Genomic DNA, 21289 nt, shown 5'->3' with positions numbered 1-21289 from the left:
TAGTGCTATTCCTGGTTTTACAATTTTAGAATAGTGAATTCTACCCGTCTATTTAGTTTACGTTTCTCTTCGGTTTCGTTGCTGGCAACGGGTTTGCTGGGGCCCCATGCTTTGGTTTGAATACGCGACTCGGCAACGCCTTTACTCGTTAGATACTCTTTAACAACCCGAACCCGATCCTCGGCCAGTTTCATATTAGGCTCCCATTCGCCCTGATTATCAGTATGCCCTTCTACCATCAATTCCATGCTGGGATATTGCTCCATCATGCCAACAACGCGGTCCAGCTCTACACTCGCACCCGATTCAAGGGCGAACTGACTTTGCTGGAACAATACTTCCCGCATGACAATTTTTTGGCCAGGCTCGATTTTAACTAAATATAGATTCTTACGAATGTCGCGAAAGCGTTTGTCTTTGCTTAAATCCAGAGTTTCAGTAGCCGGGAAGTAGCCCTCTTTACTGGCCGTGAGGTTATACATTTTCTGAGTGGGCAGAATCATTCGATATTCACCCGTCTCCGGACTGTAATCAACTTTAGCTACATCTTTTTTCTCGCCCAACAAGCCCGAGACTACTTCGGAGGCTACCGGTTTTTTACTCTGAGCATCTAAAACCTGACCAGATATAATGGCCACTGGATCAGGCTTAATAGCCGGATAGAGCCTTAGCCGATAAATGTCATCTTCGCCCATTGAGCCAGCCCGTGAGCTCAGGTAGGCATAATCGCCCGAGGCCGGAATGGTAAAATAACCGTCCCATTCGGGGGTGTTGATCGTTGGGCCCAGGTTCTCAGGTTCACTCCAATTGCTCCACGTATCGTCGAGCCGACGGCTTACGAAAATATCACCATTGCCGTAGCCCGGATGTCCAGCCGATGTGAAATATAGCGTACGATTATCTGATGCCAGAAAGGGAGCACTTTCAATATCAGCGGTGTTGATCACAGAACCCATGTGAGCAGGCTCACTCCAGGTATGGTCAGCCTGCAGAAACGATACGTATAAGTCGCGGTTTCCTTTTGAGTCTTTCCGGCGCACTGAGGAAATCATCACTTTTTCGTCAGGCGAAACCGTTAGCTCTGTGGTAACGGTTTTATCGGATTCACTATCGGGCAGGTTGTAGTTGTTTTTGATTTTTAGCTCTGTCGGAAATGTCCAGCCGCTTTTCGTCCTAATCGATTTGGATAAGCCATACACGATCGACCCATCTGGTAAATAGACATTAAGCAAGTAGGCGGTTTTGCCATCGGCAGAAATACTACTGATGGCATTATCTCCGCCATTATTGATGGGCGCACCGATGTTGACGGCCTCGCTCCAACCCGCTGGATTACCGTTGCTGGCCGAAGTAAGAGTTGAGTACCACACATCTTGCCGATCAGATGCCCCAACGTTCGCCTTGTTAAAATTACGGGTGAAATAAAGGGTTCGTCCATCGGGCGAAATCACCGGAGCAACCTCTTGTCCGGGTGAATTGACTGTTTTACCGAGGTTTTCTTTCTGAATATCTTTAGGTGTATCCTTTGAGACGTTGATGCTAACCGTAATGGGTTTGGTATCTTCTGAAATGCCAATGGCATCAATTTGGTTAATGCCCTTCAGCGCAGCCCCGTTCATGACTACTTTAACCTGATGACACACGAAAGCGGAGTCTTTCAAAAAAACGTGCAACAACGGGTCTTGTCGAGCCTGAATGCCATTGGCCTCATACACGGCATGCTCCTTACCTTTCTCATCAATGGCGATCACTCGAATAACCGCCCCTGGATTCACGTTTTCGGCTATTACAATCTGCTGGGCACGTATCGGTTTCTCGAATCCCACCTGAATCCATTCATCAGCCGTACCGTCTGCGTAAAAGGGGGCCCAGGCGCAGGGTGTTTCGCCTAGTTGAGGGAGTTTACTCGGACGGCCTAAGGCTTGCGACGCTTTATATTGCTCACCGGTTACTTCCCCTTTTTTCTCCGACGACACACCAACTACTCGGTTCGCCCACTGAACGGTTTGTGCCAGGCCACCGAATGCAAAACTTACAAGATTAATACAGAGTAGGATACGTAGCGTACGCATAAAACTATACTCGACTGAAAACTCCAATTTAAGCAGTATGCGAAACTATTACAAAGAATCAATGATGAGCGGTCGGTTTTAAACGCGTTGTTTATCACCCGCAACAGCTGCGTATACCGCAACACCTAGTTTGTCAGTACTCGGTATTCCCAGGGTTTAAGCGTCATTGCCATTTCTGACTTCAGCTCCATGGACTGATGGCTGAACACCTCGGTATAGACCCCCGCGAAGCCATCGCCCGACAGCCGGAAGGTTTGCGGTTGATTGCTCAGGTTAATAATAACGGCTATCTGATCGTTGTCGCGCTGCCGATGAAAGGCGTAGATTTTGTCGTCGCGGTCCGTGTCAATTTTTACCGCCTTACCACCCGAAAGTCCGTTCCAGAGAGCTCGGTTACGATGTTTAAGGGTTAGTAATGTCTTGAAGAAGTCACTCTTGGCATAAGTGCCCCAGGCAATGGTATCTTTCTCAAAAAAAGCGAGTCGCTTGTTCAGGTTTGATTCCATCCCGTTGTAAACGAGCGGCATACCTTCGAGCGTACTACTCAGTACCACAAATGCGTCGGCTGCGGGGCCAAACGACTCGGCTAACGTACCGTTATTCGTGTTCTCGTCGTGATTCTGAGTAAAAATCATTTGATAGTACCAGGCCGGAAACCGTTTCTGGTTAGCTTCCCGCACCGAGTCGATTTTGTCGGCGGTACGGGCTCCCTTGGCAACGGCTTTCATCATGTTATGCATACTCCAGCCGTAGTTCATGTTGAAACACGATTTAAACTGGTCGGGCTCATCTTCCCATTCTGAGAGCATAAATACGGTTTTAATCTTATCTAGCTCAGGACGGAGTTCGGCCCAGAAGTCGTTCGGTACAAAACCGGCCACATCGCAGCGGTACCCGTCAATGTCGCACTCTTTTATCCAGTATTGCATAGCCTCAATCATACCTTTGCGCATATCTGGATTGTTGTAATTGAGGTCGACAACGTCAGTCCAGTCGGTTGGCTTTCCCGTTTTAGGATCTATCGGGGCAATCATTTTCCCCTTTACCAACGTATACCAGTCGGGGTGTTCCTTAACCCAAACATGATCGGGTCCTGTATGGTTAGGAACCCAGTCGAGAATCACATGTAGCCCCAAGGCATGGGCGCGTCTGACAAGCGCCTTGAAATCGGCCAGCGTTCCATAGGCGGGGTTTATGGCCTTGAAATCGGATACGGCATAGGGGCTACCTAAAGAGCCTTTCTTATTTTTCTGGCTGATGGGGTAGATAGGCATTAACCAGATAATGTCTACACCCATTTCCTTTAAGCGCGGAAGTTGAACCTCAACCGCTTTGAACGTACCTTCTGGCGAAAACTGACGAGTATTTACTTCATAGATGGTTGCGTTTCTAGACCATTCGGGAGCAGGTGGAGCATTAGCGGTCGTAGTATCGGTGGTGGATAAAGATGTCTCAGAATCGTTATTTCGAGTGTCGCGACAGGCCATTGTTAGAGCAAAGGCACTGAGTACAACGGCCAGATATGATTTCTTCATGAATTGACTCTCGTTAAAGCAGTAAGATTAAGCGTTACGACTACTGGACGATTTTACGATCAGGCTACCATGGGCTGGCGGCTGTTTTTAAGCTGTCGAATCGCTTCCAAGGGATCATCGGCTCCGAAAACAGAACTTCCTGCCACTAAGATATCGGCCCCTGCATTGACTAACTGGTGGGCATTGTTGAGCCCAACCCCACCGTCAATCTCAATCAGGGCCGACGACTGGTTGGCCAGCAGCAGTTGCTTAAGTTTAGTTACTTTCTGAATGGTATGCGGAATAAAAGATTGTCCACCGAAACCAGGGTTAACTGACATGATCAGAATAACGTCAATCTGCTCCAGCACATCTTCTAGACCAGCCACTGGCGTATGCGGATTAAGTGCAACACCTGCCTGGCAACCCAGCTCACGAATGTGCGAGAGGGTTCGGTGAAGGTGAATGCAGGCTTCGTAATGCACATGAATGACCGATGCGCCACCTTTAGCAAATGCTTCGAGGTAACGGTCTGGCTGGGTAATCATCAGGTGAACGTCAAGCGGTTTCTGACAATGCCGCCGAACGGCATCCAGGATGGGGAAACCAAAGGAAATATTAGGAACGAACTCCCCATCCATGACGTCAAAATGCAGATAATCGGCTGAACTCTGGTTAATTAATTCCAGGTCGCGTTGCAGATTTGCAAAGTCGGCTGCTAACAGCGAGGGGGCAATCAGAGGTTGGGTCATAGCTGACAGTTGGCAGAATAACAAACAAGCGACCTGCCGCTTACTGCAAATTGATCTCTATTTTTATCTCGTAAAAGTACCTTTTTTTGGCCGAATCAAGAAACAAAACCAATATTGCCAGTTTAGAACGTAACAACTAGTGGGCCAAAAGAGCCTGCAGGCTATTTATTCTTTGTTTACGGCTTCTTGCCCATTTACGCGTATGACACCTCAGGAGCGAATTACCCAACTGACCGATCAACTAAATTATTACAACTATCAATACTACCAGAACAGTGTTTCGGAAGTAGATGACTTCACCTTCGACAAGCTGCTGGCCGAGCTGAATGACCTTGAAAAGCAATACCCTGAGTTTAGGCGGTCCGATTCGCCCACGCAGCGGGTAGGGGGGGCTATTAGTAAAGAGTTTGCTACGGTGTACCATCGCTTTCCGATGCTCTCACTGGGCAATACATATTCAGAAGAAGACCTCGTTGAGTTTGACAGCCGTGTTCGACGTGGCCTGAACGGGCAGGCTTACGAATACGTGTGCGAGCTTAAGTTTGATGGCGTGGCCCTGAGTATGACCTACGAAAACGGCGTATTAGTGCAGGGGGCGACACGGGGCGATGGGGTTCGGGGCGATGATATAACGCATAACATCCGCACAATTCGGACTGTGCCACTGCGTGTGAATGCTGCCGAAGTACCCGCTTTGTTTGAGGTGCGGGGCGAAGGGTTTCTGCCGTTAGCCGAGTTCGAGCGCATCAATAAAGAACGTGAAGACATCGGCGAGCCGCTACTGGCCAATCCCCGAAACGCGGCTTCGGGTACATTCAAGCAACAGGACTCGGCCATTGTGGCCAAACGGCGGCTCGATTGCTATCTCTATTCGTTTTTGTCGGACCCCACACCGGATGGTGCCGACGTGTTCCAGACCCACGAAGAAAGCTTGGTAGCTATGAAGAACTGGGGCTTCAACGTATCGCAGACCTGGCGGAAATGCGCCGACATCAAAGAGGTGATGCTGTTTATCAATGAATGGGACACCAAACGGTTCGATTTGCCACTTGGCACGGATGGGATTGTGGTTAAAGTAAATCGTTACGATCAGCAACGTGAGTTAGGGTATACCGCTAAAAGCCCGCGCTGGGCCATTGCTTTCAAATACAAAGCCCTGGCGGCTAACACAAAACTCAACGGAATTCAGTACCAGGTAGGTCGTACGGGGGCCGTTACACCCGTTGCCTTACTAACGCCCGTGTTGCTGGCGGGTACCGTGGTTAAACGTGCGTCGCTGCACAATGCCAATGAAATTGAACGGCTGGGCGTCATGATTCACGATAATGTGTTTGTTGAAAAAGGGGGGGAGATCATCCCCAAAATTACGGGTGTCGATTTAAGTAAACGTACCGCAGAATCCCAACCAATTGTTTATCCAACCACATGCCCGGCTTGTGGGACCCCGCTCATCCGGAAAGAAGGGGAAGCGCATTTTTATTGTCCAAACGAGAAAGGATGCCCACCTCAACGCCAGGCGCGGTTTGAGCACTTTATCCAGCGCCGGGCCATGAATATTGAAAGCCTGGGCGAAGGTAAGATTGAGCTACTCATTGATCGGGGACTTGTGCAGACCCCCGCTGATCTTTATCAGTTGACGGCCAAAGACCTGCTGGGTATCGAAAAAATATTTTTAGATGAAGAAACCGGTAAAAAGCGGATCGTCAGCTTCCGCGAAAAAACCGTTGAAAATATTCTAACGGCCATCGAACGGTCCAAAGCGCAGCCCTTTCCGAACGTATTGTTCGCCTTAGGCATTCGCTACGTTGGCAACACAACGGCCGAGCGCGTAACAGAGTATTTTGGTACGATGGATGCCTTGATGAACGCGTCGCTGGAGACGCTCGCCAACGTACCAGATGTGGGGCCCCGGATTGCGCAGAGTTTGGCCGATTGGTTTGCCGACGCCGATAACCGCAACTTAGTAGAACGGCTCCGGGCGGCTGGCCTGCAGTTCGCATCGGATCGAAAAGTGGTGGAGGCCGAAAGCGATTCTCTCGCCGGTAAAACGTTTCTGTATACGGGAACCTTCCAAAACTTTAGCCGCGAGGAGTTGGAGGAACGTATCGCAGCCAACGGTGGTAAAGTGCTCAGTGGTATTTCCAAAAAATTGAACTACCTCATTGTGGGCGAAAACGCAGGACCGTCGAAAGTTGAAAAAGCGCAGAAACTAAACGTATCGATGATTGGCGAAGACGAGTTCATGGCTATGCTGGAGAAGTAAATGATGTAGCCCAGGCTTCAGCCTGTTTTTAAACGACTCATTCAAATCCAGGCTGGCAAACCAAGAGTTATTGATGATGAGTTTATTAAGTTTGTAAAAGGTAAACCCACTGTTTAATGGAAGCGACTACTAATTTTGATGATACCCGCCAGATCCTTCGGGAGATAGTGCAAAGCCAGCAGGAAACAGACCGAATAACAAAGCGAAATGCCAAATTAATTGGCGACCTCGGTAACAAGTTCGGCTCGTTTACAGAAGGAATGGCGTTTCCATCGATGGAGCGGGTGTTGCGTGAGCAATTTGGCATGACCACGGTCACAACCCGTTATAAAGCGCAACGCAATGGCGACACCATCGAAATAGATGTGCTTGGTCTGGCCAACGGCACCGTTAACGCTGTGGTTATTGTGGAAGTTAAAAGCCACTTAAAAGAGCATGATGTTGAGCAGATGTTACGAATCACCGAGCGGTTTTATGAGTTTTTTCCTGAACACAACGGTAAGAAGCTGTACGCTGTGCTGGCTTTCGTCGACGGGGCCTACGAAGTGCAGAAACAAGCCCTCCGGGCTGGATTGTACATTGCCCGTATCCACGACGAAGTTTTTGAGTTACTGCCCACCGATGAATTTACCCCCAAAGACTTCTCCCGTGCCGAAAATGAATAAATGTCGAAGGTCCTGCCCGAGTCTTAAATTCCGTAACTTTGCCGTAACAAACTCCTGTTTCCAATAATGGACACTCGTATTCACGGCGGCAAATTTCACGGCGTAGGCGTTGCCATCGTGACGCCCTTCAACGCCGATCATTCACTTGATTTCGACGGCTTTGGTCGTATCATCCGGCACGTTTCCGAAGGGGGCGTCCGTTACATTGTCCTTCAGGGCACTACGGGCGAATCGCCCACGGTGACTAAGCAGGAAAAGAAACAGTTACTGCAATACCTCAAAGAAAACAACCCCAAGAATCTGCCCATCATATTCGGGGTAGGCGGCAATGTAACGGCCGATGTTGTATCCGGAATGAAGGACATCGACTTCGAGGGAGTTGATGCAATTCTGTCGGTTTGTCCATACTATAATAAGCCTGGTAAACGTGGGGTGATTGAACACTTTACCCGCGTTGCTGATGCCAGTCCGGTGCCGGTTATCCTTTATAATATTCCGTTCCGCACAGGTATCAACATGACTGCCGAAACGATCTGTGAACTGGCGCAACATCCTAACATCGTCGGTGTAAAAGAAGCTTCCTGCGTGATTGAGCAGTGCATGGAAATCGCTCGTGACAAGCCGGACGACTTTCTGCTTATTTCCGGCGACGATGTGCAGGCTGTACCCATCATCAGCATCGGCGGAGTTGGCGTAATGTCAGTAATTGCCAATGCATTCCCCGCTAAGTTCTCGGGTATGATCGACGCGGCTTTGCAGGGTGATTTCGCTTTTGCCCAGAAACAACTTGGTCACTTCCTGCGAATTGATCCATTGCTTTACGAAGAAGGCAATCCGGTTGGTGTAAAAAATATTCTCGAAATTATGGGCCTGATTTCGTCGGAGGTGCGCTTGCCTTTGATGAAGGCATCTAGTGAGCTTGGCGAACGCCAGCGGGCTGTGCTCCAGCGCGATGGCTTACTAGAATTAGTCGCGTAATAATCAGCAACGTACGACTATAAACAGAAAGGCGCTCTCAACTTGAGAGCGCCTTTCTGTTTATAGTCATTGTGGTAGAGGTTAACCGTTTCTGCCACCTCCGCCAAACAGCTTCGAGACAAGCCAGATGACGACACCAATGCCAACGAATACCAAGATGACGCCGGTCCAGACACCGGTTTTGAAGATGTCGCCAATGGCTTCGCAACTCGTTAGAAACAAAGTCAAAAACATGGCCACGAAGGCCATCGGAAAATAACGCAGGAGAGTTTTCATGAACGTTGATTTAATGTAAGCAGTGAGTGAGTCACCTCGCTGATGATGAATGGAGAAATAACTGAGCTACAGGTGCTTTGTTTAAATACCAGGCGTCAAACGTTCCACCAATACGTAAATTTAATGACGAGTGCCCGGTTCCTTACCGAAAAGGGGCCTGGTTCACCCATGTTGGGTAGGTAGTTATCTGTATAAACAATGAATAAATCGGAAGCGGGTTTATAGCGCCATTGAATACGGGCGTTGAGATTCATGTTCTTCAACTGTTCGTTATATTGGACAAACGTGGTCAGGTATAAGGTGTTCGTCATGGTGATATCGAAGCGTGGGCCAACCAGCCAAAACGTGGTATGCCCCCAGGGTTGAGGCAATCGGATGTCATTATAGCTTGCACTGGCGGCTAAGCTGACATACGGTTGAAAGCGATAGCCAATGTCGGCCGCAAGATTCAGGCGGGTACCATTGTCATAGTAACCACCGTATCGGGTTGTAAAACCGTAGGTGAGTAAGCTCTGTGGTTTCGAGTCGAAGTCGGTACCCCAGGCCGTCCAGCGGTGTTGTGTGCCCGTAGCTAACGTTTGCCGTCCTGAATTGGTTGGGTCAAACGGTTGCAACAAGCGAACATAATCTGAGGCAACCCAACCCGTAAAGACACTTTTACTACGGAACGTAACGGTGTAGCCTAAATAGTTTTGGTTATCGCTCTGCCGCCCGGATGGGTCGAAGAAATAAGTAGACGTTAGCGTCGGACCATGACTTAAAACAGGACTACCGGTGGGGATGAAGGTATAACCAACCGTGCCCATCACCCGTTTGTAGCCACGACGGGGCACATAACCAGCTTCGGCTGTATAGTTTTGGCCTACCGATTCAACTTGGCCACCGATGAGCCAATGGCGGTCATTATACTGCAGATTCGCTGCCACAACCGCATCATTACCCTCTGCTGCCGTATTGGTCTGACCTGAACTAAGTGAGGTAGGGCAAAATGATTTGAGGTATAAAGCTTTTCCCGTCCAGAGGTTATTGGCTGAAGCCAGATTGTATTCTACACCCAGATTTCGGTTGTAACGAGAATAAACGGGCTTGTTCTCAACAGGTTCATAAGATAGCGACTCTTTATTAACAAACAGCACCCCAATGTTAGATCGGGCAAAAACGCGTCGTTGTAGGGCAACAACTGCGAAATTCTGAGCTGGAAGGCCCAAGGCATCGACGTGACCGGTTTGCATATCCATGACGCCAAGGCGCCAGTCTTTATTAAGCTTACCACTGAGTCGTGCCCCAAACCGGATCGGTACGCCACCCAAGCCAATTCGTCGGCTAAAAAATGGCCGGATGGTACCGTAGCCAAAATTTGTGAACTGATCGCCGTTTTCGAGGAAGAACTGCCGCTTTTCGGGAAAGAATAACTCATACCGATCCAGGTTAGTTACTTGCTGATCAACATCAACCTGCGAGAAATCAGGATTAACGGTTAAGTCTAAATTAAGCGAAGAGGTAACCGCCACCTTAGCATCTAACCCTGCATCAAAACGTCCTGAATTGGCAACACCGTTTTCGTAATCGCGTGTCATGCCGCCCAACACGTACGGAATAAGCGAAATATTAGGGCCAGGTGATGGCGGTGGCTGATCCCAGACCAGCACGCCCGTATAAGCCAACGACGCCGTGGGAAATTGCCGTGGAATGGGTGTCCAGGATGATTTCTCGGTTGTCTTGAGATCCTGTCGGCTAAAGTTAATCCCCCAACGTGTAATGCCTTGTTTATAGCGAATCGTTTTGAAAGGAATGGCCAGTTCAACGACATACCGATCCGGGTAATTGCGGACTACAGATGTCCACTTATTGTCCCAGCTCAAATTTGCTTTACTACCTTCATAGAGAAGGCCGTCCCATTGGGCTCCGGCTGCGTTGGTACCAAAGGCAAAACCGTTTGTCTGGTCGTCAAAGGTGTCGATGAAGAAAATGAAATTGTCATTACGTGGGAAATTCCAGTCGCGTCGGAGCGACTCGACCACGTAAGGCCCGGCAACACTTCCATGATAACAAACCGCGCTCAGATAAATATTCTGATCGTCGTAAGTCATACGAACATCCGTTCGAACGCGGGCCCGGCTAGTGTCCATTGGTAACACCATCCAGAAGTTACCTGCCACTTCGGTGGCTTGCCAGGCGGGGTCTTCTACATGACCATCAATAACGATTGGTGAAACCGCTCGGCCAATACGGAGTTGATAAGCTTCGTTCTTTTTCTGGGCAAGCCCAGAAAAGCTAGTTGTTATTAACGCCAGTAGTAAAAGTAGATATAACTTCACAGAGTTACTTTTTATTGGTCATGGCAACAAAAGTAACACGTAACTTTCAGTTAATACTTAAGTAAAAGTGCACCAGTTGGCGGCTGGTGCACTTTTACTGATTAATCGGTAAGTAATGGGCTTAAGGCACCATAAAAACGGCATTGCTGAACAACATTTTTCCATTATACCAGAAACCCCGAAAGAGTGGATCATCCGCCAGATAGACAATGCTACCACGGCCTAGGTTTTGTACGCCCATCAGTAGGGTGTTCCTTAGCTTATCTTTCGCATTCTTGCCCGAAAAACCTGCTACGTAATTATCCGTTTTCAGATAGCCAACATTCCAGCCTTCTTTCAGGAAATCAAAATTATAAGCGTTTTGCACCAGTGTATAATAGGGGCCAGTCAGGCCAAATCCTAACGGGTGGGTTGTGTCGATGTTAACACGGTAGATGCTACCTGGTGTTTCGTCGGAAATGGCTGTCCGTTCGCGGTCGATATAAATCTTAAGCGAATCGGCCGGATTGGCTTTCTTTTCTTTATCGCCCGATTTTCCTGCGTCGGCCGACCGCTCCTTTTCTTTCAATTCGAAGCCTTCTTTCCCGACTAAAAATGAAGTGGCTCGCTCCATGGCAATGAGTTTACCACCGGCCCGGACCCATTCCCTGAGGGAAGCCAGCGTTTTATCATTCAGAAACCGCCCATAGTTGTAGTTCGTTGGCAGCACCAGCACGTCCAGCTTATTCCATTCAACATTACCCAGCGTGTTGCCATCAATGAGGGTAACGGGATAGTTCAGCTCCTGGTCGAAGAAATGCCATACTTCACCGGCGGATGGAGGTGGGGTGCCGTCGCCGACAATAACGCCAATTCGAGGAGATTTCAGGCCCGTAACGAAATCAGAGCCAAAATCAGAACCTTTCGTGACGAGACCCGTCTGCACCGGAACAAAGCTAGCTCCCGACTGGGTAGCAGCTTGCGTCACAAGAGCGTCGAATCGATCGCCGAAGCGTTCATTGCCTGCCCGGGTAACGACCAGCGTACCCGAGGGATATGTTTGGCCGTCCAGTTCAAACGGTTTTTCGACGGCGCGTACTTTAACTTTTTGTTTCAATAGCGAAGCCAGAGTCTGCACCGCGGGCAGCGACTGCCACTTTATGATGTAAGCGTAGGCTTTATTACCGGCAGCGAGTGTCTTTGACGCCGGTGAACTTGATGCTGGCTGTGTATTCGATGGGGTGATGCGGGTTGTCAGACCATACGTTTGCAATCCAAACGCGTAAGGCAGGGACCAGGCTGTAATGTCGTAGGTAGCCGAATCTTCCAGCGATGAATTGGGCTCGAACAGAATCTTTAGTAACGTTGATTTTGGCTGGTAAGCACTGATGACTACATCTTCAGCGGCAATCGACACGTTTTTCTCATTTTTCTGAGTGGTGTAGTTAAAGCCCGTTGTTGTCAACGCCTTACCCGCATAGCCGTAACTGATTTTATTACGCTCCAACAATTGCTGTAAAGCTTTAATGCGACCAGCATCACCGTTTGATTTAATAACGTAGCTTTTATACGTACCAACGGGAGTGTTCCGGGCTTTGTCGAAGAATGCACCAAACTCCTTGACAATTTCAGCGGGCCGGTCAGCAACGGACTCCAGCGTAGCCATGCTTGCCGCCACATGGTGGTCAATGCGTTGCCGAAGCGTGAGCGTATCCCCATCCTCCTTCTCTATGGTTAAGCCAGCCCGACTGTTACCACCTTGCTCAAACGTCATACCAATGGCACCGTTGTAGGTTGGATAGGTATCCCCGTAGCTTGGGTAAAACAGGTCAAAGCGCTCACGGGTGTAGTAGAGCCAACCATTTTTGTCAAAATATCGGCTGCAATACTGACCAATGGTTTGCTGGAACTGCCGTTGGTAGGGGGTAATATCTTCGTGATAAGGTTTGGCCGACGGAGCAAAATAGTAAGGGCTGTTGTAACCCATTTCATGAAAATCACCGTGTAGCTGGGGCATCCATTGTTGGTAGAGCGCCATCCGTTGCTGCGTGATTTCCTGCGTTTGCCAGGCCCAGTCGCGGTTGGGGTCGAACAAGTAATGCGTGTATCGACCGCCCGGCCAGGGTTCGTTGTGCTCCCGAGCCGAAGGGGTCGGATCGCCGACGCGTCCCATCATCTGGTTGTACCAATTCACGTACCGATCATGACCATCCGGATTAAGTCCTGGATCGAGCACGACAACGGTCGTATTCATAATTTTTCGTGAGACGGCATCGGATGGGGTCATAAGTTGATAGAGTACGTCCATGAACGCTTCTGAACTGACGGCCTCATTGCCATGCACGTTATAGCTTAACCAGGCAATAGGAGGTTGAGCAGCGCTGGTTGGCTTCGAATCCACGACGGGACCTTCGAGCATGCCAATACGTTTGAGGTTGTTGGTCCGAATTTCTTCGAGCCGAGCCAGGTTTGCTTCAGAGGCCACGACTACCGCCATCAGCTGGCGACCTTCGTGGGTGGTGCCGTAGGGGAGAAGCTTGACGCGATTGGGAAATTGCCGGGCCACTTGCTCAGCGTAAGCCAGAACACGGTGGTGAGGAGTGTAGCGCTCCCCAACTTTATAGCCTAAAAATTGAGCGGGTGATAGTACGGTGGTCGATGCGGGAGAGGTCGTTTGCGCCGAAGTTGATAACGACGTAACGGCCAAGCCTGCCAGCAGCAAAAAATGTTTCATGTATAGGGGTGAAAAATGAAAACGCTAATGTTCTCAAAAATAGCAGTAAAACACACAGGAACCCTTTTTCGGGAAAAATTTTGGCGGTGCCTATTGCATTATTAAAACATCCCCTTACCTTTGCACCACGATTCGCCAACGCAGCGGCAAACAAGCTAAAACGTTGGGTCTTTTCACAAAGACGGCCGATTCGTCTAGCGGTTAGGACATCGCCCTTTCACGGCGGTAACACGGGTTCGATTCCCGTATCGGTCACTAACAAAAACAAAAAAGCCCATCCGAAACGGTGGGCTTTTTTTATGCCGAAAACCTAAGTTTACAGTGGGCTAATGAGCCCACAATTGTTTTGCTCACCAGACGACCGATTCGTTTAGCGGTTAGGCCATCGCCCTTTCACTGGGCGGTAACACGGCCGGTGCGCCGGTGCGATTCGATTCCCGTATCGGTCACTAACAAACCTAAAAAGCTCATCCGAAATGGTGGGCTTTGGGGGTTCTATCACAACCTGAATTACTATATCGTTAAATATCTCACAAGGTAACTACACACTGGCACAGAGGCTTCTTGATATTACTCTACAATATCTGTGGAAAAATATAAACACAATTATTTATTGTAAAAGTATAAAGTACACAGTATCAGTGGTTGGCATGGATTTGGCTAAATGGACGGGGAAATCAATCAATTAACCTTAAACCATTATTCATTATGGCTTCCCTAACAGATCGCATCTCGAATTTTTTCAGTGGTAATGATAGTGATACAGGTGAAGGGCTACGTAGCCTGTTTGTCACTGAGCTGCAAGATATCTACTATGCCGAAAGACAGGCGGTTGACGTTTTAGGCGTACAGGCCGACGCTGCCACAACGGATGAAGTACGTAGTGCTTTCCTTCAGCATCAGGACGAAAGCCGTAGTCAAATTGCTCGCCTAGAGCAGGTTTTCAGCAGCATTGGTATTGATGCTTCCGAAGGTACTTGCGATGCCATAGATGGCCTCGCTGATGACGGCGAACGTGTCGTTGCTAATACGGAATCTGGTTCGCTTACCCGCGATGCTGGATTGATCATGGCGGCTCAAAAAGTAGAGCACCATGAAATTGCTTCGTATGGCTCTGTAGTGACGCTGGCAAAAGTGCTGGGCTACAATGATGCTGCCCGGCTTCTACAGCAAACGCTCGAAGAAGAGAAGAACACAGACCGAAAGCTCACCCAATTAGCTGAGTCATTCATTAATCAGCGGGCGGCTAGCGAAGGTGATGATAACAACTCAACTTATACTGACTCAAATCGCGATCAGTACGGTACGGTAAACGCTGATGGCACTCGCTACAACGATAGTGGCAGCGTCGGGCAGACTTACCAGTCGGGTCAGTCGTACAGCGGTACGCAGACCTCGAGCAACACGGATTATAACTCGGGGTCCGTAGACTCCGATGATCGGTCAACGACTCCGCGTTATAATTCAAATAACGATGCTACATTGGGGGGGTCTTTAGGTATCTAGCCAGGATTAGCCCAAACCAAAAGCAGCACTCCACAACTGGAGTGCTGCTTTTGGTTTTTTATAGCTACAGCAAGCACGGCCCACCATAGCAGTGTTAGAGGTACTTACGTTTAACTCGCTGATCGATTGTCATAATCAGTTTCTTCGGGATCGTTTTCAGTACCGTCGTTATTCCCCATCGTATCGCCGTTACCGAAGTTTGACATGGTTACATCTTTCTCCATATTAGGGCTGCCCGAAACTGCCCCCGTACCATCGTTGCCGGTAGCGGCTTCTTCCTCATCAGTCGGTGTCATGGGCATCCCATTTGCATCGCCAGACAGATCCGTCGGATTATAGGCTTGGTTCATCGTTACGGCCTGGTCTGGTACTTGAGCTGGTCCAGCCGTGTCGGGTTGGAATGTTTGCGATTGCTCATTGAGCATCGCATCCTGATTTACATTTTCCATAACGTTTAAGTATGTTAGTGATACAGCACTCGGGGGCCACGACCGGGTGTATTCGTAATTTTTCAATACCCGGACGTGGCCCCCGGAGTGCCCTATCACCAGCTTACACTTACCTAAGCCCGCGTAAATACTTCCCATAACCGGTTGTACAGTTTCTGGGCGTAGGTCGTAACGTCGAGGTGAGAGGCATGGATGGTAAACGGTGCAAACTGGGATGGTGCAGATGGAAGTGGTTCGACCTTAATGGTACGACCTGTTGTCCACCGACCAGCTAACCTCCGTACAGACCCCGTTAGTCGTAGCCCCGCTTCCGTGAGGTCGGTCTGGCACGTTTCGGGGAAACGTGCTGTGGCTAGTTCCTGCGAAAACTGCTGCAACTGATGCGCATCATACCACGACAATGTGGGCATGTGCAAATGATTTGCATGGGTTTCATTACGACATAGGAAACGCACCGACAGTAACGACCGCCCAGCCGACGGCCGTAATGAGACTTGTAAGTCCAGGACTTCTAGAGGAGATGTTTTCGATGCGGTAGCGAGTTCAATATTCATAAGTGAGTTGAGATAATAGATAGATAATATAAACTTGACAAAGAGAGGTGATGTTTACGCCGTTTACACGTAAATCATTTTTCGGGTCATACCACCGTCGACAATGAAATTCTGACCTGTAATGAAATTATTTTCCGGTGCGATCAGGAACAAAATCATCCGGGCAATATCGTCGGCCTGGCCAACGCGGCCAGCCGGATGCTGTTCGTGATCTTCAGGACGGAGTTCATCGGGTTTTGCTTTGGCTTTTTTCTTCAGGGCTGATACGTCAATCCAGCCGGGACTGATGGCGTTGACGCGTATGTCGGGACCTAAGCTGACGGCCAGTGAGTGCGTTAAGGCCAAAATTCCACCTTTTGAGGCTGAGTAAGGAAATGTATCGGGTTCAGATTGAAAGGCCCTGGTTGAGCACATGTTGATGATACTACCTTTTTGAGCAGCCAGATACGGCGCAGTGTGTTTAGCGCACAGAAAGGCTCCGGTCAGGTTTGTTCCAATAACTCGGTTCCACTCATCGAGCGTCAGCTTATCGAGCGGCTTTTCAATCATAATGGCTGCGTTGTTGATGAGCGTGTCAATATGCCCAAAATGGCTAATGGTCTGTTCGGCGGCTTTTTTGACGTTAACCTCACTAGACACGTCACACGATACAAACAGCACCTGAGCCGACGAAGCCTTGAATGCTTCGCGGAGCTCGGCCAGCGCGTCGGTATCAGCTTCCCAAACAGCTACCCGGTAGCCGTGTGTCAGTAAATATTGTGTCGTAACCCGGCCGATACCCTGGCCCCCCCCCGTGATAATTGCGGTTTTCATACAAGCTGAATAAAGCGTATTAAGTAATCATGAATAGGTAAGGGTATAGGTTAAACCATAAGCATTTGATGAACAGTAGCTAAGCCGTTAGTGGCAAGCGATTGAAATAAAAACAATAGTTATCCGATGGTGTAAGAACGAGAAAGATAGAACACAACAAGGAGAAGCTAGTTTTATCAGACAGTATCCTTATCAAACGGTACAGGTTGTAACGACCCGCACTACCCCATGCTTCAGATTGCGTTTTCGCCGGTTTATCGGCTGCGGTTGCCCGAAGGGCACCGGTTTCCTATGCTCAAGTATGAGTTAATTCATGAGCAGCTTCTTTACGAAGGTACCTGCACCGACGCTAATTTCTTTGGTCCAGCACCTGTTGACGATCATTGGGTGTTGGGCGTTCACACCCCCGAGTATGTCCAGGCATTGAAGACGCTAACAGTTGATCCGAAGATGGTACGCCGGATTGGCTTTCCCTTGACGCCCGAATTAATTCAGCGGGAATGGATCATTACGCAGGGTACTATCGATTGTACGCAGAAAGCGCGGCAGGATGGTGTCGCCATGAACGTTGCGGGGGGAACTCACCATGCTTATCCCGATCGGGGCGAAGGATTTTGTATGCTCAATGACGTAGGGGTAGCCGCTCACTACCTGCTTGCAACGGGCCAGTCGAAGAAGATTTTGGTCATTGATCTGGACGTTCATCAGGGGAACGGTACGGCCGTCATGTTTCAGCGGGAACCACGCGTTTTTACGTTCAGTATGCACGGTAAAGATAATTATCCGCTTAAAAAAGAACGGTCAGATCTAGACGTTGAGCTGCCGACCGGTACCGGCGATGATGTCTACTTAAACACGTTGTACGATACACTACCGGGCCTGATCCAGCGCGAGCAACCGGATTTTCTGTTTTATGTATCCGGCGTTGATATTCTGGCGTCGGACCGATTAGGTAAATTGGGGGTAAGTCGAGAGGGATGTAAGCAACGTGATACGTTCGTATTCGAGCAGGCAATCAAACAAAGCTTGCCCATTGCCGTCTCAATGGGCGGTGGCTATTCGCCCCGGCTAACGGACATTGTAGAAGCGCATTGTAACACATTTCGAGTGGCAAACGAGCTGTTTTTTTAAGAGTCTGTACTGCTGGTCCGGGTAATGCAGGCTGATAATGTAGCGACTGTATCACGGGTGAAACCCGCGATTGCTAACTTAACGTGAACAATGGGGTAGTTTTCTAAGCTCAAACAAGCATTCTTTGTCATCCCGACGAAAGGAGGGATCTTCCGGTGAGGCTACCATTCCGTCCGGCGACAGAAGATCCCTCCTTTCGTCGGGATGACAAAAGATATCTTTACAATAAATTGACTACTAAAGTTTTAGATCGTTCGCTATCCATTATTCACGTTAACTTAAAAAGCGGGTTTCCACCCACGGTACAATAGCCAGGCTACTCTACGCCACCGGAAGCCGGAAGTAGAAAGCAGCTCCGTCGGTTACGTTGGTGTCTAAGCCAATCTGGCCGTTCATGCTTTGAATGAATTCGCTCGAAATGGCCAAGCCGAGCCCGGTGCCACTGGACTGCCCATTTCGGCCTGGTGCCTTAAAATATCGGTCGAAGACCCGATCCTGGTGCTCAGGTCGGATACCGGCGCCATGATCCCGGACGCGGAATTCAACGAAGCCATTTAACTGTTGCGCCGAGATTTCAACATGATTTTCTTCGGGGCTGTGACGCACGGCGTTGGAAAGAAAGTTCACTAATACCCACGAAGCTTTGTCCGGGTCGGCTTTCACGTGGGGCAGATTTGTTGACACATTCGTATCGAAGCTGACGTGTTTTTGTTCGCCCTGGACCCGCAATGCATTCGTAGCGTAATGAATGATGTCGGCTGGCGCAACGGGTTTCAGGTTTAACTGAATTTGGCCGGATTCAACCTGGGCCATGTTCAGTAACTCACCCGTCAGATTTAAAAGCCGGTCGGCATCATCGCGAACATTGGTGATTAATTGCTTCTGTTCGTCGTTGAGTTGACCGATGCGAGTGTCTTCCAACAGCTTTAAACTCATCTTGATACTCGACAAAGGCGTTTTTAACTCGTGCGAAACGGTAGCGATGAAGTTTGTTTTGGCCAGGTCAAGCTCTTTGTACGAAGTGATATTCTCTAAAACAATGACATAACCGGCCAACTGCGATTGGTCTTCACCAGTGCGCGTAACGTCTACCGTGTGAATTCGTTTATTGAAGTAACTTTCCTTACCACGTCCGTCGGCGCCAGTGTCGTAAATTTTCAGGATGGAACTTTTGTCGGGCCCAACCTTGTCCGATTGATCCGGCATCTGCGGCATAATATCCTGAATGAGTGTCCGCATCAGATCGTTTGAGGTTGCTACATCGGGAGCGTACTTGGCCTTTATGTCAGACTCTTTAACGCCTAATAGCCGACAAGCGACGGGATTTGCAAACAGGATACGCCGGTTCTCATCGAGCCCGATAATGCCTTCGCTCATGATCTGAATCAGCGTGTCGATGCGTCGCTTCTCGTATAACACCCGCGCCAGATTTGAATGCTCATACTCGTCAAGTTTCTGAGCCATTGAGTTGAAAGACCGGGCCAATTCGCCAAACTCGTCGCTAGAACTAAAGTGCAGACGCTCTTCAAAATTGCGGCTGGTCACTTGTTTAATACCACGCGTAAGTTCACGCAGAGGGTTGGCTACGTAACCAGGAAAGTTGATAATGAAAGAAAAGACAATCAGAAAGCATAATGTACCAACGGCGGCCACCCAAACAAGGGCATCTTTAGCCGTTTGCTTGGCTGTTTCGTTTTTGCGAACAATGGCTTGCCGATTAAGATCATCTAATTGGAATAGTACTTGCCGCATGCGGCCGATCGTGGCGAGGTCGTTAGGTGTAGTACGTAACCGATTGAACTCACGCCGAAGCGTAGAGGTAGCTTCCTGCTCACCTACTTCGGTTACGTTGTTTTCCTGTTTCTTGAGGGTTGTGTCGAAATCATTGAGAGCGTCGGGATCAGTGCCTATTACCGACAAGGCCTTTTGCATATTGCTGGCGTATTCCAGAGAGATGTAATTATCTTTCAAGATCGCCTGCGAGTCGTTGGATAGTTGATTCAGATAGTAAGCGCCCAGGCCTCCCAATGCCAGAATGATAACAAACATGAACGCTAGGGCAGACGATATTTTGGCTTTTATGGTCATAATTACGACAGTATAATTAGGTCGATGTCAGACCCCGATAACTTATTCAACAATTGGTTAAAGGCGTTTGTCCGGATGATGATCTGAATCAGACTTAAATGAGGTTTGCCGATGCAAATTGTTGTAATCTTACGTTTTTCGGCCTCCTGCACAATGCTATCTACAATGCCATGGCTTTTAACCTGAATCACTTCGGCACCAAGTTCGGTCGCTAATTTAAGGTTATTGATAAGGTGTCGTTGCACATCGAGTTTAATCCGGTCCGAATCCTCACCGGGCGTTTGCACATAAAGTACGTACCAACGCGAGTTGTAATAAGCAGCCAACCGGGCTGTCTTGCGAATGACACGCCGGGCAATTTCGTGATTTGAACTAATAGCGGCCAAAAAGCGCTCGGCCTTCGACTGCGTACCGGGTGGCAACGATATTTCAATCTTACGTTCGACGGCCGTAGCTACTTCCCGTAACGCCAGTTCACGCAACTGCAGAATTTTGTCGGTCTGGAAGAAGTTCTGCATGGCCATCTCGACCTTCGCTTTGTCGTAAATTTTTCCATCTTTCAGGCGCGTAATGAGTTCATCGGCGGTCAGGTCAATGTTCACTACCTCGTCGGCCAGTTGCAGCACCCGATCCGGTACGCGCTCGGTCACGTCTACGCCCGTGATTTCGCGCACTTCGTCATAAAGGCTTTCAATGTGCTGAATATTAACAGCACTAATTACGTTGATGCCCGCGTCTAGAATTTCCAGTACGTCCTGCCAGCGTTTTTCATTCTTCGAGCCAGGAATGTTGGTATGAGCCAGTTCGTCAACAATGACCAGTTCGGGGTGCGCATTAATGACCGCCTGAACATCCATCTCATCCAGCTCGCGTCCTTTGTAAAACAGTTTGCGCCGGGGGATGATTGGCAAACCATCCACCAGCGCAGCGGTTTCAACCCGGTTATGGGTTTCAATAAACCCGATTCTAACGTCGATGCCACCGCGAAGCAAACTATGGGCTTCCTGTAACATCCGGTATGACTTGCCTACGCCCGCGCTCATACCAATATACACCTTGAATTTACCCCGGCGTGATTGCTGGATGAGCCGGAGAAAATGTTCAGCAGATTGGTCGCGGTTATCGGTTGTCATAAGATTGAAACACAGAGACGCTCGGAGGTGACATGGAGATATATGCACACTATATAGGTAATCT

General features: G+C 49.0%; 16 protein-coding genes and 1 tRNA gene. 6 read left to right on the top strand and 11 right to left on the bottom strand.

Translation table 11 applies throughout. From position 1 onward, the window contains the following. Window positions 1–17: 17 nt before the first annotated feature. The 3 genes from ACFSUS_RS00600 to rpe form a co-directional block, all read right to left on the bottom strand. Window positions 18–2072, bottom strand: coding sequence for an OmpA family protein (locus ACFSUS_RS00600; RefSeq protein WP_381517599.1), 2055 nt, complete (start codon window positions 2070–2072; stop codon window positions 18–20). 125 nt (window positions 2073–2197) lie between these two features. Next, window positions 2198–3607 carry an alpha-amylase family glycosyl hydrolase gene (locus tag ACFSUS_RS00595; RefSeq protein WP_381517596.1) on the bottom strand — a complete coding sequence of 470 codons (1410 nt, stop codon included), beginning with the start codon at window positions 3605–3607 and terminating at the stop codon, window positions 2198–2200. Between the two features lie 59 nt (window positions 3608–3666). Continuing rightward, on the bottom strand, window positions 3667–4338 hold the full coding sequence (gene rpe, locus ACFSUS_RS00590; protein WP_381517594.1) for a ribulose-phosphate 3-epimerase: 672 nt from the start codon (window positions 4336–4338) through the stop codon (window positions 3667–3669). Window positions 4339–4540: 202 nt separating this feature from the next. On the opposite strand from rpe, the gene ligA reads away from it, so the two are divergent. From ligA to dapA, 3 genes are all read left to right on the top strand, one after another. Next, window positions 4541–6601 (top strand): NAD-dependent DNA ligase LigA, encoded by a 2061-nt coding sequence (gene ligA, locus ACFSUS_RS00585; RefSeq protein WP_381517592.1) that lies wholly within the window; start codon window positions 4541–4543, stop codon window positions 6599–6601. Window positions 6602–6717: 116 nt separating this feature from the next. Beyond that, window positions 6718–7266 (top strand): hypothetical protein, encoded by a 549-nt coding sequence (locus ACFSUS_RS00580; RefSeq protein WP_381517589.1) that lies wholly within the window; start codon window positions 6718–6720, stop codon window positions 7264–7266. Between the two features lie 66 nt (window positions 7267–7332). Beyond that, window positions 7333–8244 carry a 4-hydroxy-tetrahydrodipicolinate synthase gene (gene dapA, locus ACFSUS_RS00575; RefSeq protein ID WP_381517587.1) on the top strand — a complete coding sequence of 304 codons (912 nt, stop codon included), beginning with the start codon at window positions 7333–7335 and terminating at the stop codon, window positions 8242–8244. A gap of 81 nt (window positions 8245–8325) precedes the next feature. Here the strand turns inward: dapA and ACFSUS_RS00570 are convergent, their stop codons facing one another. The 3 genes from ACFSUS_RS00570 to ACFSUS_RS00560 form a co-directional block, all read right to left on the bottom strand. Beyond that, complete coding sequence (locus ACFSUS_RS00570) at window positions 8326–8520, bottom strand: hypothetical protein (RefSeq protein ID WP_381517584.1); 195 nt, start codon at window positions 8518–8520, stop codon at window positions 8326–8328. A 95-nt stretch (window positions 8521–8615) separates the two neighbouring features. Further along, window positions 8616–10838: a carbohydrate binding family 9 domain-containing protein gene (locus ACFSUS_RS00565; RefSeq protein ID WP_381517581.1), complete on the bottom strand. Its 2223-nt coding sequence runs from the start codon at window positions 10836–10838 to the stop codon at window positions 8616–8618. 121 nt (window positions 10839–10959) lie between these two features. Then, window positions 10960–13551: a M14 family metallopeptidase gene (locus ACFSUS_RS00560; protein WP_381517578.1), complete on the bottom strand. Its 2592-nt coding sequence runs from the start codon at window positions 13549–13551 to the stop codon at window positions 10960–10962. 183 nt (window positions 13552–13734) lie between these two features. On the opposite strand from ACFSUS_RS00560, the gene ACFSUS_RS00555 reads away from it, so the two are divergent. Then, window positions 13735–13806: transfer RNA gene (locus ACFSUS_RS00555), tRNA-Glu, on the top strand. 453 nt (window positions 13807–14259) lie between these two features. Continuing rightward, window positions 14260–15057 (top strand): YciE/YciF ferroxidase family protein, encoded by a 798-nt coding sequence (locus ACFSUS_RS00550; protein WP_381517576.1) that lies wholly within the window; start codon window positions 14260–14262, stop codon window positions 15055–15057. Between the two features lie 110 nt (window positions 15058–15167). On the opposite strand, the gene ACFSUS_RS00545 is transcribed toward ACFSUS_RS00550, so the two are convergent. From ACFSUS_RS00545 to ACFSUS_RS00535, 3 genes are all read right to left on the bottom strand, one after another. Beyond that, window positions 15168–15506: a hypothetical protein gene (locus tag ACFSUS_RS00545; RefSeq protein WP_381517573.1), complete on the bottom strand. Its 339-nt coding sequence runs from the start codon at window positions 15504–15506 to the stop codon at window positions 15168–15170. 113 nt (window positions 15507–15619) lie between these two features. Beyond that, window positions 15620–16060, bottom strand: coding sequence for a hypothetical protein (locus tag ACFSUS_RS00540; RefSeq protein ID WP_381517570.1), 441 nt, complete (start codon window positions 16058–16060; stop codon window positions 15620–15622). A gap of 63 nt (window positions 16061–16123) precedes the next feature. Further along, the gene (locus ACFSUS_RS00535) at window positions 16124–16873 is read right to left on the bottom strand and encodes an SDR family oxidoreductase (RefSeq protein ID WP_381517567.1); all 750 of its coding nucleotides are present in this window, start codon (window positions 16871–16873) and stop codon (window positions 16124–16126) included. Between the two features lie 228 nt (window positions 16874–17101). On the opposite strand from ACFSUS_RS00535, the gene ACFSUS_RS00530 reads away from it, so the two are divergent. Next, the gene (locus ACFSUS_RS00530) at window positions 17102–18004 is read left to right on the top strand and encodes a histone deacetylase family protein (RefSeq protein WP_381517564.1); all 903 of its coding nucleotides are present in this window, start codon (window positions 17102–17104) and stop codon (window positions 18002–18004) included. A 321-nt stretch (window positions 18005–18325) separates the two neighbouring features. Here the strand turns inward: ACFSUS_RS00530 and ACFSUS_RS00525 are convergent, their stop codons facing one another. Together ACFSUS_RS00525 and ACFSUS_RS00520 are read right to left on the bottom strand one after the other, a co-directional pair. Then, a complete protein-coding gene (locus ACFSUS_RS00525; protein ID WP_381517561.1) occupies window positions 18326–20092 on the bottom strand; it encodes an ATP-binding protein in 1767 nt (588 codons plus the stop codon). Between the two features lie 2 nt (window positions 20093–20094). Next, window positions 20095–21225 carry a sensor protein KdpD gene (locus tag ACFSUS_RS00520; protein ID WP_381517558.1) on the bottom strand — a complete coding sequence of 377 codons (1131 nt, stop codon included), beginning with the start codon at window positions 21223–21225 and terminating at the stop codon, window positions 20095–20097. Window positions 21226–21289 lie beyond the last annotated feature (64 nt).

It is taken from the genome of Spirosoma soli, from assembly GCF_042684525.1.
Taxonomy (GTDB): domain Bacteria; phylum Bacteroidota; class Bacteroidia; order Cytophagales; family Spirosomataceae; genus Spirosoma; species Spirosoma soli.
The sequence above is the reverse complement of the archived record's forward strand: the minus strand, read 5'-3'. Positions and strand labels throughout refer to the sequence as shown.